The organism is Streptomyces sp. NPDC046557 (assembly GCF_040645975.1).
Classification (GTDB): domain Bacteria; phylum Actinomycetota; class Actinomycetes; order Streptomycetales; family Streptomycetaceae; genus Streptomyces.
Window position 1 is genome coordinate 38286 of sequence record NZ_JBEYZH010000023.1, and the last position, 16354, is coordinate 54639.

Here is a 16354-nt window from a genome sequence, read left to right on the forward strand (position 1 = left end):
GGCCCGGCCGTGAAGTGCCGGACATCCCCTACGCCCGGCTGACGTCGTAGACGCCCGGCACGTCGCGCATCGCCCGCATCAGCGCCGGGAGGCCGGCCGCGTCGGGGAGCTGGAGGGTGTACGTGTGCCGGACCCGCTGTTCGACGGGCGGTTCCACGGTCGCGGAGACCACCTCGACCCCCTCACGGGCGATCGCTTCGGTGAGGTCGGCCAGCAGGTGCGGGCGGCCGAACGATTCGGCGACCAGGGTGACGCGACAGTCGGCGGTGGCCCGCCAGTGCACGGCGACCGAGGTGCGGCCCACGGCGCGCATCTGGGCCACGGCCGGGCAGTGGACGCGGTGCACGGTGACGGCCCCGCCCCGTACGACGAACCCGGCTACCGCGTCGGGCGGCACGGGGGTGCAGCAGCCCGCGAGTCGTACGTGTGCGTTCGGCAGGTCGGCGACGGCGTTGCCGCCGCCCCCGCGCGCGCCGACGACGGACAGGGGGGCTCGTGCGGCGGGGGTGGTGGCCGCGGCGTCGTCGGGGTGCGCTTCGAGCCAGCTGCTGATGGCGATCCGGGCGGCTGGGGTGGTGGCGTGTTCCAGCCAGTCGGCGGCCGGCCCGGAGGAGGCGTCGTGGGCGAGCAGCGGTTGCACGGTGTCGCCGTCGGAGAGTCGCGAGGACAGGGAGGTGAGGCGCCCGTTGACGCGGGCGCCGATACAGCCGTGGGCCGCCTCGCCGTACTGGGCGTAGGCGGCGTCGATACAGCTCGCGCCGGCCGGGAGGGTCAGGGCGCGCGGGGTGGCGGCGGCGCCGTCGACGCCGAACACGGTGATCTCCCGGTCCTGGGCGAGTTCGGCGCGCAGGACGGTCCAGAAGGTGTCGGGGTCGGGCGCGGACTGCTGCCAGTCGAGGAGGCGGGAGAGCCAGCCGGGGCGGGTCGGGTCGACGCGCTCCTCGTCGCAGTCGGCGGCTTCGCCGGTGGTGTACGGGTTGCCGAGGGCGACCACGCCGGCCTCCGCGACGCGGTGCATCTGCCGGGTGCGGACGATGACTTCGGCGACATGTCCGTCGGGCGTGGCGACGGCGGTGTGCAGCGACTGGTAGAGGTTGAACTTCGGGACGGCGATGAAGTCCTTGAACTCGGAGACGACCGGGGTGAAGCAGGTGTGCAGTTCGCCGAGCACCCCGTAGCAGTCGGCGTTCTCCGCGACGAGGACGAGGATGCGCCCGAAGTCGGAGCCGCGCAGCTCGCCGCGGGTACGGGAGATGCGGTGGACGGAGACGAAGTGGCGCGGGCGGACGACCACTTCGGCGGCGATGCCGGCGTCGCGCAGGACGGCGCGTACGGAGTCGGCGATGGCGGGCAGCGGATCGTTCTCGCCGGCGTGGGCGGCGATGAGCGCGCGGGTCCGCTCGTACTCCTCGGGGTGCAGGATCGCGAAGACGAGGTCTTCCAGCTCGGTCTTGAGGGCCTGTACGCCGAGCCGTTCGGCGAGCGGGATGAGGACGTCGCGGGTGACCTTGGCGATGCGGGCCTGTTTGTCGGGGCGCATCACGCCGAGGGTTCGCATGTTGTGGAGCCGGTCGGCGAGTTTGATGGACATGACGCGGACGTCGTTGCCGGTGGCGACGAGCATCTTGCGGAAGGTCTCGGGCTCGGCGGCGGCGCCGTAGTCGATCTTCTCGACCTTGGTGACGCCGTCGACGATGAAACAGACCTCGTCGCCGAACTCCGCGCGGACCTGTTCGAGGGTCACCTCGGTGTCCTCGACGGTGTCGTGGAGCAGGGAGGCCGTCAACGTGGTGGTCTCCGCGCCGAGTTCGGCGAGGATGAGGGTGACGGCGAGCGGGTGTGTGATGTACGGCTCACCGCTCTTGCGCATCTGGCCGCGGTGGGAGGTCTCCGCGAGGAGGTAGGCGCGCCGCAGGATGGACAGGTCGGCGTCCGGATGGTGGGCACGGTGGGCCTCCGCGACGTGCCCGATGGCGTCGGGGAGCCGGTCGCGGGACGGGGGGCCGAGCAGGGCGGCGCGCCCGAGCCGACGCAGGTCAAGCCTGGTCCGGCTCCGTCTGCGCAGCTCAGGGCGCGCTTCGGGATGTGCTTCGGGGTTCGTGGCCTCTGCACTCATGGGAACCTCCGGCGGCTTCGACCGGCGGTGGTGGGCATGGGGTGAGCCCTCAGGGCCGGTGCCTGATGTTACCGACCCCACCACGTGGCGCAGTCCACCTCTCGCACAGCGTGAAACGGATCACCCATTAGAGGGAAGCTTCAGGCGAAAGCCGTTTCGGTGAGCCAGGCCGCCTCGAACTTCCCGGAGGCCACGATGACGGCCGGTCCGGTCATGTCGATCCGCCCGTCCGGGTGTTCGGTGATGAGGAGCGTGCCGCCGGGAAGGTCGACGGTGTACGTGACCGGCTGCCCGGTGACGGCCGGGTCGGCGCCGTCCCGCCGGATGGCGGCCACGGCGACGGCGCAGGCGCCGGTGCCACAGGAGCGGGTCTCGCCGGAGCCGCGCTCGTGCACGCGCATGGCGACGTGCCGGGGGCCGCGGTCGACGACGAACTCGACATTGACCCCCGTGGGGTAGGCGGACGCCGGGCTGAACGGCGGGGCGGTGTAGAGGGTTCCGGCGTCGTCGAGGCTTTCAACGAACGCCACGGCGTGCGGGTTCCCCATGTTCACGTTCCGGGCGGCCCAGGTCCGCTCGCCGACGGAGACGGTGACCTCGCCTTCGGGCAGTTCGGCGCGGCCCATGGACACGGTGACGTCGCCGGTCTTGTCCAGGTGCACGTGCTTGACGCCGCCGCGCGTGGCGACGGCGAGGTCGCCGGGTTCGACGTGGCCGGCGTACTGGAGGTAGCGGGCGAAGACGCGCACGCCGTTGCCGCACATCTCGGCGACGGAGCCGTCGCTGTTGCGGTAGTCCATGAACCATTCGGCTTCGCCGGCCATGTGGGCGGCCTCCGGGTGGGCGGCGGACCGCACCACATGCAGCACTCCGTCCGCGCCGATGCCGGCCCGGCGGTCGCAAAGCTTGGCGACGGCGCCCTCGGGCAGCTCGATGGCGTTGTCCGGGTCCGGGACGATCACGAAGTCGTTCTCGGTCCCGTGGCCCTTGAGGAAGGAGAGGGTGCTGTGCGTCACCGGCCCATCGTAAAGGACGGGCGTCAGCGCAGCCGGGCCACCCGGTACACGGCCAGCGCCACGACGGCCAGCGCGACCAGCGCGTACAGCGCGACCATGCGCCAGTCTGGCCCTCGGCCGGCACCCCGAGCCGGGAGCCCGGGCAGGGAGTACCCGACCCGGCGCGCGGCCATCATCCCCCAGCCGCCGGCGCAACAGCTGATGAGGAAGCCGAGCATGGCGACCACGGCTCCGCCGTCGCCGAACTCGAAGGCGAGGGGGAACGCGAACATCAGCGAGCCGGCGGCGGCCAGCATCACGATGGGGGTGATCTGCCAGATCCGCAGGCGGCGCTGCGGGCGCAGTTCGACCTCGAACTCGGGGCCGGTGGCGCCCTCGACCGCGGGGTCCGGGGCGTCCGGGCCGTCGGGGGTCAGGCGGGCGGGGTCGGCGGGCAGCCCGAGCACACCGGGAGCCCCGAGCACGCCGGCCGCGTCGGGCCCGGCAGACCGCGGTCCGGGTTCTTGTCGCGGTTGCGGTTCCTGTCGCGGCACCGGCCCGGAGGCAGGGTCCGGCGCGGGTCCGGCAGACTCCGCGGTCCCGCTGTGAAGCATCGGGTCCGCTTCTCGTCTGGTGTCGTCCCGCCCAGTGTCACGAGGGCCGGCCTCCATAGCCACGCGCCCTCCCCACTCGGACTTCGTACGCCGCTGTTCAGCAGTTTGATGATGGCACGGTCCAGAGGCCGAGACGGGCGCACGGGGCTTCCCGATGCCATCACGTGATCAGGCTGTGACCGCTCGTTCGACCAACGACTGCGCGAGTCCGGGGAGTTCCCCCCGGTCCGCGGCGGCTCCGCTGAGCCAGTGCACGCGCGGGTCCCGGCGGAACCAGGAGTCCTGGCGACGGGCGAAGCGCTTGGTGGCGCGGACCGTCTCGGCCCTCGCCTCGTCCTCGGTGCACTCGCCCGCGAGGGCGGCGAGCACCTGCTGGTACCCGAGCGCGCGGGAGGCCGTGATCCCGTCCCGCAGACCGCGCGCCTCCAGCGCCCGGACCTCGTCGACCAGCCCGGCGTCCCACATCCGGTCCACGCGCAGGGCGATGCGTTCGTCCAGCTCCGGCCGGGCCACGTCGACACCGATCTGGACGGTCTCGTAGACGGACTCGTGGCCGGGCAGGTTGGCGGTGTACGGCTGCCCGGTGATCTCGATGACCTCCAGGGCGCGGACGATCCGGCGGCCGTTGCTGGGCAGGATGGCGTGGGCCGCGTCGGGGTCGACGGCGGCGAGCCGGGCGTGCAGGGCCCCGGGGCCGCGCAGGGTGAGCTCGTCCTCCAGCCGGGCCCGTACGGCCGGGTCGGTGCCGGGGAACTCCATCGCGTCGAGCGCGGCACGGACGTACAGCCCGGAGCCTCCGACGAGGATCGGCGTGCGGCCCTCGGCGAGCAGCTTGTCGATCTCGGCGCGGGCGAGGCGCTGGTACTCGGCGACGCTCGCGGTCTCGGTGACGTCCCATACGTCGAGGAGGTGGTGCGGAACGCCTTCGCGTTCCTCCGGCGTCAGCTTGGCGGTGCCGATGTCCATCCCCCGGTACAACTGCATGGAGTCGGCGTTGACGACCTCCCCGCCGAAGTGGTGGGCCAGGGCTACGCCCAGGTCGGACTTTCCGGCCGCGGTGGGACCGACGACGGCGATGACCCGCGGGGCGGGGGCTGCATTCCTCACTGCCACAGTCTCGCAAACCCTGCGGCGGATACCCGATCGGGTGACGTGACGGGATGGGGTCGGGGTCGTTGCCTTGGCGGGGTTCCGGGCCCGGCGCGCCCGGGAGCGGCCGATCCGGCCAAGGCGGAACTCCACTCGCACGAGTAACGTTTATGGGAGTAGACATGGGTGTTTTTGGCCGGTTTTTTGGCCGTAAGGATCAGGATGCGACGACCGAAGCGGCCGTTCCGGAGACTCTGACGGCCACGCCCGAGGACGCGGAGGCCGTGGCGGCGGAGGCGGAGGTCCAGACGGCGGAGGCCGTCGAGATCCCCAAGCAGCAGTCGGTGGAGGCGGCCGCGGACAGCGAGACCGGCGAGGGCGCCCGTACATAGCCACCGGCAAAGGGAAAGGTGACCCATGGGCCTCCTGGACAATCTGAAGGCCAAGCTCGGGCCGGCCAAGGAGAAGGTCGGCGACCTCGCACAGCAGCACGAGGGCAAGATCGGCGAGGGTCTGGACAAGATCGCCAAGGTCGTGGACTCCAAGACCAAGGGCAAGTACAGCGGCCAGATCACGAGCGGCGCGAGCAAGGCCAAGGACGCCCTGGGCAAGATCGCCCACAAGGACGGTACCGGCGGGCCGACGCCGCCGGCGGCTCCCTGACGCGGTCCGTGAAGGGGTGCGGGGTCTTTGACGGACCCCGCACCCCTTCCGCGTCTCCGGGGCCGCCGGGCGGGTTTCAGGACCAGGCGGCGACGAAGTAACCCACCCCGTACGGGGCGTCCTCGTACAGCAGCCACCCGTCGAGCCCCGCGTCCTCCGCAGCGCCCGCGAGGACCTGCCAGGGCGCCCGCCCGGCGGCCTTGAGTTCGGCGGCGAGCGTCATGTCGAGGGCGGCGAGCGCGGCGGTGTCCGCGGCGCCGAGGGCCGTCGCGGCGGCGGCGTCGAAGGGCTCGGCCCGCTCGTCGAGGTAGCCGGGCGCCTTCACGGTGCGGCAGGCGCTGCCGTCCCCCATGACGAGCAGGGCGACCCGGTCGGCCCGGTCGGCGAGGTCGCGGCCCGCGCGCAGTGCCGCCTCGGTTTCCAGGGACTCTTCCACCGCCAGCCCCTCGACGGGCGCGGCGCCCCAGCGGGCGTGGCCCAGCAGCCAGGCGCCGACGGCCAGGGTCGGTGGGAGCGTCCGTGTTCCGTCGTCGTCCGGGCCTTCGCCGAGCCGTACACCGGCGTCGACCCCGAAGGCGCGGAACCCGCCCCGGGAGCCCGCGGGATACCGACCGGCCTCGCCGGGCCCGGCGGCGCCGACGACGACCAGCAGATCGGGGCGGGACGCGGCGAGCACGGCGAGCGCGTCGGAGCAGGCGGTGCGGGCACCGTCGAGTTCGGCGGCGGCCCCCGCGGCGACCTCCGGCACGAGGAGCGGCGGGGCGGGACAGACGGCGGCGGCTACGAGCATGATCCGCAGCCTAGCCGTCGCCGGGCGCGGCGGGGCTCGGGCCGGGCGTTCGCCTTCCGAAGCCGGGGCGGGGCCGAGCCCCGGCGCCGGGCGGTTCGAGTGCGGCGCCCCGGCGCACGCGGCCCCGGCTGCGCCGGGCTTCCCGGGGCTTCACCCCGGACCCCACGCCTCAAACGCCGGCGAGGCTGATTTGCCCGGCTTCGCGCCTCAAACTCCCGCAGCTACCGCTCCGGGTGACCCCCACGAGGCTGGATCGGCCCCGCCGACGTCGGGTTTGCCCGCCGAGCCGGATGGGGGCGCCTCAGGCCGAGGGAGCCGCGCAACCGGAGGTGGTGACCGGGAGAGGGGCCGGGACGCCCAGGGTGGGGATGCCGAGCATGACGCCGGCCGGCTGGGCCGGGGCGGCGTTGCGCTTCTCCCACGCGTCGCCGGCGCGCGTCCGTCGCACGGAGCGGGTGGGGCCCTCGGCCAGCAGGTGGTGCGGGGCGGCGTAGGTGATGTCGACGGTCACCACGTCACCGGGGCGGACCTCCTCGTCCGGCTTCGTGAAGTGCACGAGGCGGTTGTCGGGGGCGCGGCCGGAGAGCCGGTGGGTGGCGCCGTCCTTGCGGCCCTCGCCCTCGGCGACCATGACCTCCAGGGTGCGGCCGACCTGCTTCTTGTTCTCCTCCCAGGAGATCTCCTCTTGAAGGGCGACCAGGCGCATGTACCGCTCCTGGACGACTTCCTTGGGGATCTGCCCCTCCATCTCCGCCGCGGGGGTGCCGGGGCGCTTGGAGTACTGGAAGGTGAAGGCGTTCGCGAAGCGGGCCTCGCGCACCACGTGCATCGTCTGCTCGAAGTCCTCCTCGGTCTCACCGGGGAAGCCGACGATGATGTCGGTGGAGATCGCGGCGTGCGGGATGGCGGCGCGGACCTTCTCGATGATGCCGAGGAAGCGCTCCTGCCGGTACGAGCGGCGCATGGCCTTGAGGATCGGGTCGGAGCCGGACTGGAGCGGCATGTGCAGCTGCGGCATCACGTTCGGGGTCTCGGCCATCGCCGCGATCACGTCGTCCGTGAAGTCGCGCGGGTGCGGGGAGGTGAAGCGGACCCGCTCCAGGCCCTCGATCTGCCCGCAGGCGCGCAGCAGCTTCGAGAACGCCTCGCGGTCACCGAGGTCGGAGCCGTAGGCGTTGACGTTCTGCCCGAGCAGGGTGATCTCCGAGACGCCCTCGGCGACCAGGGCCTCCACCTCCGCGAGGATGTCGCCGGGGCGGCGGTCCTCCTCCTTGCCGCGCAGCGCGGGGACGATGCAGAAGGTGCAGGTGTTGTTGCAGCCGACGGAGATCGAGACCCAGGCCGCGTACGCGGACTCGCGGCGGGTCGGCAGCGTCGAGGGGAAGGCCTCCAGCGACTCGGCGATCTCGACCTGCGCCTGTTCCTGGACGCGGGCCCGCTCCAGCAGGACGGGCAGCTTGCCGATGTTGTGGGTGCCGAAGACGACGTCGACCCACGGCGCCCGCCGGACGATGGTGTCCCGGTCCTTCTGCGCGAGGCAGCCGCCGACGGCGATCTGCATGCCGGGGCGCTTGGTCTTCATCGGGGCGAGCCGGCCGAGGTTCCCGTACAACTTGTTGTCGGCGTTCTCGCGGACCGCGCAGGTGTTGAACACGACGACGTCGGCGTCGCCGTCGGAGCCTTCCGGCGCCCGCGTGTAGCCGGCGTCCTCCAGCAGACCGGAGAGTCGCTCGGAGTCGTGCACGTTCATCTGGCACCCGTAGGTGCGCACCTCGTAAGTTCCCTTGACGTCCACTGCCGTGCTCCGGTCGCTGCTGCTGGTCATGGAACAAGGGTAGGTGCTCCCCGGACGCCCATCGGCCCCGAGGGCGCGTGGGCCACCGGTCTCCCCCTCCGCACGCCGCCGGGCCGTGACAGGACGCCGGGCGGGGTGGCAGGATCGCCGGCGTGCACCTCGTACCGCCCCGCGTGAGCCGGCGTCGCGCCCTGTGGGGCCTGGCGGCGCTGCTGGCCGTCCTCGCGCTGGCGGTGTGGTGGCTGAGGCCCTTCGGGGAGTCGGAACCGAGGGGTGAGATCACCTTCAGCACGGGGGTGCCCACCGGGGTCTACCACCGTTACGGGGATCTGCTGCAACAGGCTCTCGCGACGGACATGCCCGGTATGGAGGTCCGGCTGGAGCCCAGCGAGGGGTCGCAGCAGAACCTCCGGCGGGTGGCCGCCGGGGAGGCCGACTTCACCATCGCGACGGCGGACGCGGTCGCCAAGTACCGGCTCGACGGGAAGCCCGGCGCCGAGCGGCTGCGCGGCGTCGCGCGGCTCTACGACGACTACATGCAGCTGGTGGTGCCCGCCGGGTCGCCGGTGCAGTCGGCGCGGGACCTCAAGGGCAAGCGGGTCGCGGTCGGCCAGCCCGGGTCCGGGGTGCGGCTCATCTCGGACCGGTTGCTGGCGGCGGCCCAGCTGGACCCGGCGAAGGACATCACCCCCGTGTCGATAGGCATCGACACCATGCCGGCGGAGCTGGAGGCGGGGCGGATCGACGCGTTCTTCTGGTCGGGCGGCCTGCCGACCACGGCGGTGCGCGAACTGTCCGAGCGGTTCGATATCCGGCTCGTGCAGTTGGGCGACCTCGTCGACCGGCTCCAGGGCAGCGGCACCCCGTCCCGCTACTACCGGTCGGCGGTGATGCCGCAGGACGCCTACGCCCGGGCCCGCAACACGTCGTCGGTGGCCACGCTGGCGGTGCCGAACCTGTTGGTGACCAGGGACGACACCAGTCCCGCGCTGACCGAGCGGTTCACCCGCACGGTGATCTCCAGCCGCGACCGGATCGGCCACGAGGTGCACGCCGCGCAACTGGTGGACCTGCGGACGGCGATCTACACCGATCCGCTGCCCCTGCACGAGGGCGCGGCGCGGTACTACCGCTCGGTCAAGCCGTAGGCGCCGTCGCCGTCCGCGCGCCCGTTCCGCTCAGAGCAGCATCGTCGCCGCGGCGGCCGCGCCGATCAGGCCCGCGTCCGTGCCGAGGCGCGCGGGGACGACCTGGAGGTCCCGTACGAAGGACAGGGTCGCGTACGAGGCCAGGTGCCGCCGGATCGGCTCGAAGAGGGTGTCCCCGGAGGCGGCGACCCCGCCGCCGATGACGGTGATGCCGGTCTCCACGAGGGTGGCGGTGGCCGCGATGGCGGCGGCCAGGGCCCGGCCCGCGCGGTCGAACGCGGCGACGGCGACGGGATCGCCGGTCCGGGCGGCGGCGGCCACTCCCGCCGCGGAGGCGTCCTGGTCCCCGGTGGGGGTCCAGCCCTGGGCCAGGGCCCAACGGGCGATGGCCGTACCGGAGGCGAGGGATTCGACGCAGCCCCGGCCGCCGCAGACGCACGGCTCGCCGTCGAAGGCGACGCTGATGTGGCCGATGTGACCGGCGTTGCCCGTGGGTCCGGGGTGAAGACGGTTGTTCAGGATGAGACCACCGCCGACGCCGGTGGAGACGACCATGCACAGGGCGTCGGCGTGGCCGCGCGCGGCGCCCAGCCAGTGTTCGGCCGCCGTCATGGCCACCCCGTCGCCCGCCAGCACGGTCGGGATGCGGGCGCCGTGCGCCGCGAGCTCCGCCGAGACCCGGTCCAGGACCGGGAAACCACGCCAGGCACCGATGTTGACCGGGCTGACCGTGCCGCGCGAGGTGTCCACCGGGCCGGCGCTGCCGACACCGCAGCGGACCACCGACGGCCACAGCGGGCTGCGCGCGAGGTCGGCGACGACTTCGGCGACCGCGACCATCACCGCCTCGGCGTCCGTCCCGCGGGGGGTCGGGCGGCGGGTGGTGGCCGTCATCGCGCCGTCGGGGTGCACCAACGCGCCGGCGATCTTCGTCCCCCCGATGTCGATCGCCACGGTGAGCCCGTCTGCCGGGCCGGGGCCGGGGTGCGCGGAGGGGACGGAGGGGGGAGTGGTCACGGCGGCGCTCTCCTGGAAGGGGTCGGCATTCAGTATGCGGTGGGGGCCGGCGCCGTACTGTCCCGGGGTTCCAGCCGGGGCGGTTCGCTCTCCCGTACCCGCGGCGGGCCCCCGGCCAGAACGGCGAGGAGTTCCTCGGCCGCGAGCCGGCCGAACGCCGCCGTGTCGCGGACGAGGGCGGTCAGCCGGGGGTGGGTGACCCGGCAGAGGGCCGAGTCGTCCCAGGCGACGAGGGAGAGCCTGGCGGGGACGGGAATCCCGAGTTCCGCGGCGACGGCGGCGCCGGCCACCGCCATCACGTCGTTGTCGTAGACGAGGGCGGTGGGCGGCCGCGGGTCGGCGAGCACCCTTCGCGTGGCCGCGGCGCCCTCGGCGTCGGAGTAGTCGGTCACCACCGATCGGACGTGGCCGGGGCCCAGCCCGTGCCGCTCGGACCAGGCGCGCAGCGAGGCCATCCGGCGGGCGGTGTGGGCGAGGCCGGGCAGTCCCGCGACGTGGGTGATCCGGCGGTGCCCGAGCCGGTGGAGGTGGTCCAGTACCTGGGCCATGGCCCCGGCGTCGTCCGCCCACACCGTGGACAGGGTGGCGGGCGGCCCTGCGGCGACGCTGCCCGCCGAGCCGTCGGTCGTCTCGTCAGCCGAGCCGTCGGTCGTCTCGTCCGCCGTCTCGTCCGCCGTCTCGTCCGCCGAAGCGCTTGTCGGGGCGATCGGCGGGGCGTTCGTCGGGCTCGTCGCCGTCGCCCCGACCATCACCGCGGGGAGGCCGAGGCCGGCCAGCAACTCCGGGCGGGGGTCCCGGGTCCGCGGGTCCACGACGATCACACCGTCCACGCGCCGTTCCGCCCACCAGCGCCGGTAGACCGCGCACTCGGCGTCTACGTCCGCCACCACCTGGAACAGGAGCGCTATCCGGCCGGCCGCCAGCACCTCCTGTATGCCCGAGACGAGTTGGAGGAAGAACGACTCGACCCCGAGGGTGTGGGCGGGCCGCGCGAGGACCAGCCCCACCACACCGGCGCGCGCCCCGGACAGGGCACGGGCCGCGCTGTTGGGCTGCCAGCCGAGTTCCTCGGCGACGCGCCGGACCCGGGCCCGGGTGTCCCGGGAGACGCCCGGCCGGTCGTTGAGCGCGAAGGAGACGGCGCTCTCCGACACCCCGGCCCGGCGGGCGATGTCCTTGATCGTGGGTCTGCGGGCCATGGCCGGCTCATCCTCCTGCGGTGGCGCGAACTGCGATGGCCCGGACCGTACGCGATCCCGGCGCGGCAGGCCCCTTACCGAGGGGTAGTCCCAGGGCACGGGCGGGGCCGGATACCTGAGTTGAGTGATGGACCACGAAGTCGACGGTGCCACAAGGCAGTTCAGGACGCGTCGCACGCACGGCGCGAATGGCCCCGTTGACGTCGCCGCGAACACCCGGCATTTTGCGGGGAGTCCGGCGCGTACCTGCGAACCCTGGACCCCATGCCCGACGGGTGCCGCCCTGCCTCGATCCGGCCGCGCGAGGCATCACCGGGGTACCGCGCGTGGACGGCGTCACCGACACCGCCCGACCCGCACCGCCTGCCGATACCTCCGCCCCCGTACCCGCCCCCATACCCGCCCCCGTACCCGCCACCGCCGCACCGTTCGAGGAGCCCGCCGTGCCCGAGTCCGGCAACAGCGCCGAGTCCCGTACGCCCGCCGTCCGCGCCACCCCCGCACGGCCGAGTCGGCGTGGGTTGCTCGCCGCCGGGGCCGCCTCCGGGGCGGTCGCCCTCCTGGGCGCGGGAGCCCCCGCCCGGGCCGACACCCCGCCCACCGGGCCCGCACCGACCGCACCGACCGCACCGACCGCACCGACCGCACCGACCGCCTCCACCTTGGCCCCGTACGCCTCCTACTGGTTCCCCGGCTCGCTGCCCGACGGCGTCCCCGGCCCCGGGATCACCTGGCGCTCCCTCGCCGCGTGGACACCCGCATCCGACCCCGACCTGGCCCACAACACCGCGACCGTTCCGCTCGCGCCCCGGTTCACCCCGCTGCCGCCGCACCCGGGCGCCCGCGCCGGCCAGGCCCGCATCTCCGCCCTGGTCTCCTTCGCGCCGACCGCGCGGAACCCCTCCCAGGGTTCCGCGACCGCCGACTACTACGCCCTGACCCACTGGGCGTACCTCGACGAGTTGGTGTTCTGGGGCGGCTCCGCCGGCGAGGGCCTCGTGCTCGCGCCGAACGCGCCCGTCGTCGACGCCGCCCACCGCAACGGCGTCCGGGTCCTCGGCAACGTCTTCCTGCCGCCCGTCGCGTACGGCGGTGACCTCCAGTGGACGCGGGACCTGGTGCGACGCGATCGCGCGGGCCGGTTCCCGATCGCCCTCAAACTCGCCCAAGTGGCGCGCGCGTACGGCTTCGACGGCTGGTTCGTCAACGCCGAGACCGACGGCGGGGACAGCGCGCTCGCCGACCGCATGCGGGAGTTCCTGCGCGCGCTGCGCGCCGCCGGCGAGCCGTACGGCCTGCGTATCACCTGGTACGACGCCATGAACAGCACGGGAAGGGTCGGCTGGCAGGGGGAACTGGACGCCCTCAACCAGGAGTTCTTCGAGGACCGGGCTGGTCGGGTCGCGGACACGATGTTCGTCGACTTCCGCTGGACCGCGCGTTCCCTGGCCGCGTCCGGCGCGCTCGCCACCCGATTGGGCCGCTCCCCCTACGAGTTGTGGGCGGCCGTGGACACCGAGTCCCGGGGCTGGGACACACCCGTCGACTGGGACGCAGTGATCCCCCGCGACCGCGACCACGTGGCCGGCTACGGCCTCTACCGGCCCGAGTGGACCCTCGGCCACCTCTCCGACCGCTCCCCCGGCGCCTTCCACCGGGCCGACGACCGTTTCTGGACGGGCGAGTCCCTCGATCCGGCCCGTCCCGCGCCCGAAACCGGCTGGCGGGCTCCGGCGACGGCCGTCGCGGACCGCTCGACCGTCGACGCGCTGCCCTTCGCCTGCGCCTTCAACACCGGGCACGGGCTGCGGTGGTACGAGGACGGGGAGGTCACCTCGGACGCACCCTGGAACCACCTCGGGCTCCAGGACCGGCTTCCGGGGCGCCGCTGGGTCGTGGACACCGACGGGGAGCGCCCCGCCGTGACCCTGGACTTCGCCGACGCCTGGCGCGGCGGCTCCAGCCTGCTCGTGGCGGGCCGGCTCACCGCGCCGGTCGTCATCGGCCTGCACTCCACCCGGCTCCCCCTGTCCGGTCCCACCGTCGTGGAGCTGGTCCACTCCGCCGGGTCGGACCCGGTCACGGTGGAGGTCGGGATCGCCCTGCGCGAGCCGGCCGCGCCGGGGGAACCGGTCCCGTACACCTGGCTCACGGCCGTGACCCGCGGCGCCGGGCGGGGCTGGCTGCGGGCCCGGGCGGTGTTCGACGCGCCGCCGGGGACGACCGTGTACGGATGTGCCGTACGGATCACCTCGCGCGGTACCGTGCCCGTGCGCCGGCGGATCGGTGCCGTGTCGGTACGCGACACCACGGCGCGGCGGCCCCCGGCGGCCCCGGGTGCCCTCACGGTGGACGCCTCGGCCCGGCGGGACGGCACGGCCGAGCTCCGCCTCTCCTGGCGCCGGGCGGCCGGCCCGGTCCGGCACTACGAGCTGCACCGACGCCTGCCCGACGGCACCCGCCGCTTCCTCGGCGGCACCTGCGGCACGGCCCTGTACCTCCCCGACGTCATCCGCTGCGGCCGGGAGCGGGATGCCGTATTCGAGGTCCGGTCCGTCGACGAGGTGTACGCCGTCTCCGCCCCGGCCCGTACCACCCTGGCGTGGGGCTGAGGGTCAGGAGGCGTGCGGGGCTGTGCGCGGGACCGTGACCGTCACCCGCAGTCCGTGGGGCGGGTTCGTCTCGTACGAAAGGGACCCGCCGCCCGAGGCGAGCAGCGCCCGGGAGATGGACAGCCCGAGGCCGGAGCCCTTGACGTTCTGGTGGCGTCCGCTGCGCCAGAAGCGGTCGCCGACGCGCTGGAGTTCCTCCTCGGTCAGACCCGGTCCCCGGTCGGCGACGACGACCTGGACGGAGTTGCCCCGCGCGGTGACCGAGACCTCGACCTCCTCCCCCTCGGGGGTGAATTTGAGGGCGTTGTCGATGACGGCGTCCAGCGCACTGGACAGCGCGATGGGATCGGCCCACCCGGTGACGGCGGCCGGAGCGGTCTCGGTCAGCAGTACACCCTTCTCCTCGGCGTACGGCCGCCAGGCGGCGACCCGTTCCGATGCGAGCGCCCCGACATCGGTCAGGCTGATCTCGGCGGTGGCGTGCTCGGCCAGCGCGAGGTCCAGCAGGTCGTCCAGGACCTGGGTCAGGCGCTTGCCCTCGGTACGTACGGAGGCGATCTCCTCGTTGCCCTCGGGCAGTTCGAGGGCGAGCAGCTCGATCCGCAGGAGCAGCGCGGCGAGCGGGTTGCGCAGTTGGTGGGAGGCGTCGGCGACGAACGCCCGCTGCTGCTCCAGTACGTCTTCCACGTTGTCGGCCATCTCGTTGAACGAGTGGGCCAGGCGTTGGAGTTCCGGTGGACCGCCGGCGGCCGCGACCCGGGAGTTCATCCGCCCGGTGGCGATGCCGTGGGCGGCGGCGTCGAGGGTGCGGACGGGTTTGAGGACCCAGCTGGTGAGCCGCAGGGCGGCCCCGAAGGCGAGGAGCATGGCGGCGGCGAGGCCACCCGCGATCAGCAGCCAGCCTTGCAGGATGCGGGCGCGCAGCTGGTCGGTGGGCGACTCGGTGGCGACGACGGCCACGACGTCCCCGTCGAGGACGACCGGGGAGGCGACGAGCAGTTTCCCCTGGGTCTGCCAGGGCCACACCTGGCCCGGGTCGTGGCTGCGGCGTCCGGCGAGGGCCTCCTCGAAGGCCGTGCGGCCCTCGCCGGACTCCGGGAGCTGCCACCAACCGGGGGCGCGGGCCATGGCGTTGTCGTCGCGGTTGAAGATGCCGACGCGGATTCCGTACAGCGCCTGGTAGCGGGCCAGTTCCAGTTGGAGGGTCTCGCGGCGCTGTTCGACGCCGGGTGAGGCGGAGCCCTCGGCGTCGATGACGAACTGGGCGAGGGCGGCGAAGCGGGCACTGTCGTCGATCCGGTCGACGACCACGCGCTGCTGCTGGCCGGCGGCGAGACTGACGGCGAGCGGGAAGCCGAGCGCGAGCAGGACGCCCGCCATGAGGACGATGAGCAGGGGAAGCAGCCGGGCGCGCACGACGGGACCTTGCTAGGGGGCGGCCGGGGCGACGAGCCGGTAGCCCACCCCGCGGACGGTTTCGATGAGGGCGGGCATACGCAGCTTGGAGCGCAACGAGGCCACATGGACTTCGAGGGTCCGCCCGGTGCCCTCCCAACTGGTGCGCCACACCTCGCTGATGATCTGCTCGCGTCGGAAGACGACGCCGGGGCGCTGGGCGAGCAGTGCGAGCAGGTCGAACTCCTTGCGGGTGAGGGGGACGTCGGCGCCGTCCACGGTGACGCGGCGGGTGGGCAGTTCGATGGCCACGGGGCCGAGCCGGACCACGGACGGGGCGCCGTTCCCGGTGGCGGCGGCCTCCTCGGAGGCTCCCGTGCGGCGGGCGACGGCGTGGATGCGGGCGAGGAGTTCGCCGGTGTCGTAGGGCTTGACGACGTAGTCGTCGGCGCCCATGTTCAGGCCGTGGATGCGGGAGCGCACGTCGCCGCGCGCGGTCACCATGATGACGGGTGTGGCGGTGCGCTTGCGGATCTTGCCGCAGACCTCGTAGCCGTCCTGGTCGGGCAGGCCGAGGTCGAGCAGGATCACCCCGTAGGGAGAGGCGGCGGCCGGCGCGCCGGGCGGGAGCAGGGCGTGGAGGGCCTCCTCGCCGCTGCGGGCGTGGGTGACCTGGAAGCCGTGCCGGGCGAGGATCGCGGACAGTGCGGCGGCGACGTGGTCGTCGTCCTCGACGAGCAGAAGTCTCACGGGGTCCCCTTCCTCGATCGGTTTCCTCGATCGGTCCATGGCGCACGGCGTGGCCACCCTGCATCCACGCCGATGCAGACTGCCACGTCAAGAGGGTTCCGGTCTCGCGAGTCTTCCGTTATGCACCCGGTACGCGTACGGAGAGCGCGGACCGCGGTCGCCCACGGAGCG

The 16354-nt window shown here is 73.6% G+C and carries 14 protein-coding genes; 4 read left to right on the top strand and 10 right to left on the bottom strand.

All coding sequences use genetic code 11. The features are described 5' to 3' along the window. Nucleotides 1–28 precede the first annotated feature (28 nt). From ABZ934_RS27525 to miaA, 4 genes are all read right to left on the bottom strand, one after another. Nucleotides 29–2116 (bottom strand): HD domain-containing protein, encoded by a 2088-nt coding sequence (locus ABZ934_RS27525; RefSeq protein ID WP_361318219.1) that lies wholly within the window; start codon nt 2114–2116, stop codon nt 29–31. Nucleotides 2117–2256: 140 nt separating this feature from the next. Beyond that, nucleotides 2257–3132 (bottom strand): diaminopimelate epimerase, encoded by an 876-nt coding sequence (gene dapF, locus ABZ934_RS27530; protein WP_361318221.1) that lies wholly within the window; start codon nt 3130–3132, stop codon nt 2257–2259. A gap of 23 nt (nt 3133–3155) precedes the next feature. Continuing rightward, a complete protein-coding gene (locus ABZ934_RS27535) occupies nt 3156–3578 on the bottom strand; it encodes a hypothetical protein (RefSeq protein ID WP_361318301.1) in 423 nt (140 codons plus the stop codon). A 315-nt stretch (nt 3579–3893) separates the two neighbouring features. Then, the gene (gene miaA, locus ABZ934_RS27540; protein ID WP_361318223.1) at nt 3894–4832 is read right to left on the bottom strand and encodes a tRNA (adenosine(37)-N6)-dimethylallyltransferase MiaA; all 939 of its coding nucleotides are present in this window, start codon (nt 4830–4832) and stop codon (nt 3894–3896) included. 164 nt (nt 4833–4996) lie between these two features. On the opposite strand from miaA, the gene ABZ934_RS27545 reads away from it, so the two are divergent. Further along, nucleotides 4997–5206 carry a gliding motility protein gene (locus tag ABZ934_RS27545; RefSeq protein ID WP_361318225.1) on the top strand — a complete coding sequence of 70 codons (210 nt, stop codon included), beginning with the start codon at nt 4997–4999 and terminating at the stop codon, nt 5204–5206. 25 nt (nt 5207–5231) lie between these two features. Further along, entirely contained in the window at nt 5232–5477 is a 246-nt protein-coding gene (locus ABZ934_RS27550) for an antitoxin (RefSeq protein WP_361318227.1), read from the top strand. A gap of 76 nt (nt 5478–5553) precedes the next feature. On the opposite strand, the gene ABZ934_RS27555 is transcribed toward ABZ934_RS27550, so the two are convergent. Both ABZ934_RS27555 and miaB read right to left on the bottom strand, forming a co-directional pair. Beyond that, complete coding sequence (locus ABZ934_RS27555; protein ID WP_361318229.1) at nt 5554–6267, bottom strand: class III extradiol dioxygenase subunit B-like domain-containing protein; 714 nt, start codon at nt 6265–6267, stop codon at nt 5554–5556. 301 nt (nt 6268–6568) lie between these two features. After that, entirely contained in the window at nt 6569–8092 is a 1524-nt protein-coding gene (miaB, locus tag ABZ934_RS27560) for a tRNA (N6-isopentenyl adenosine(37)-C2)-methylthiotransferase MiaB (RefSeq protein ID WP_361318231.1), read from the bottom strand. 161 nt (nt 8093–8253) lie between these two features. On the opposite strand from miaB, the gene ABZ934_RS27565 reads away from it, so the two are divergent. Then, nucleotides 8254–9210: a TAXI family TRAP transporter solute-binding subunit gene (locus tag ABZ934_RS27565; protein WP_361318303.1), complete on the top strand. Its 957-nt coding sequence runs from the start codon at nt 8254–8256 to the stop codon at nt 9208–9210. Between the two features lie 30 nt (nt 9211–9240). On the opposite strand, the gene ABZ934_RS27570 is transcribed toward ABZ934_RS27565, so the two are convergent. Both ABZ934_RS27570 and ABZ934_RS27575 read right to left on the bottom strand, forming a co-directional pair. Beyond that, nucleotides 9241–10164 (bottom strand): ROK family protein, encoded by a 924-nt coding sequence (locus ABZ934_RS27570; protein WP_361318305.1) that lies wholly within the window; start codon nt 10162–10164, stop codon nt 9241–9243. 92 nt (nt 10165–10256) lie between these two features. Continuing rightward, a complete protein-coding gene (locus ABZ934_RS27575; protein WP_361318233.1) occupies nt 10257–11426 on the bottom strand; it encodes a LacI family DNA-binding transcriptional regulator in 1170 nt (389 codons plus the stop codon). Nucleotides 11427–11947: 521 nt separating this feature from the next. On the opposite strand from ABZ934_RS27575, the gene ABZ934_RS27580 reads away from it, so the two are divergent. After that, complete coding sequence (locus tag ABZ934_RS27580) at nt 11948–14038, top strand: endo-beta-N-acetylglucosaminidase (RefSeq protein ID WP_361318307.1); 2091 nt, start codon at nt 11948–11950, stop codon at nt 14036–14038. Between the two features lie 3 nt (nt 14039–14041). Here ABZ934_RS27580 and ABZ934_RS27585 read toward each other — a convergent pair whose 3' ends face one another. Further along, entirely contained in the window at nt 14042–15454 is a 1413-nt protein-coding gene (locus ABZ934_RS27585; RefSeq protein ID WP_361318235.1) for a HAMP domain-containing sensor histidine kinase, read from the bottom strand. Nucleotides 15455–15466: 12 nt separating this feature from the next. Beyond that, nucleotides 15467–16183 carry a response regulator transcription factor gene (locus tag ABZ934_RS27590; RefSeq protein WP_361318237.1) on the bottom strand — a complete coding sequence of 239 codons (717 nt, stop codon included), beginning with the start codon at nt 16181–16183 and terminating at the stop codon, nt 15467–15469. Between the last annotated feature and the right edge of the window lie 171 nt (nt 16184–16354).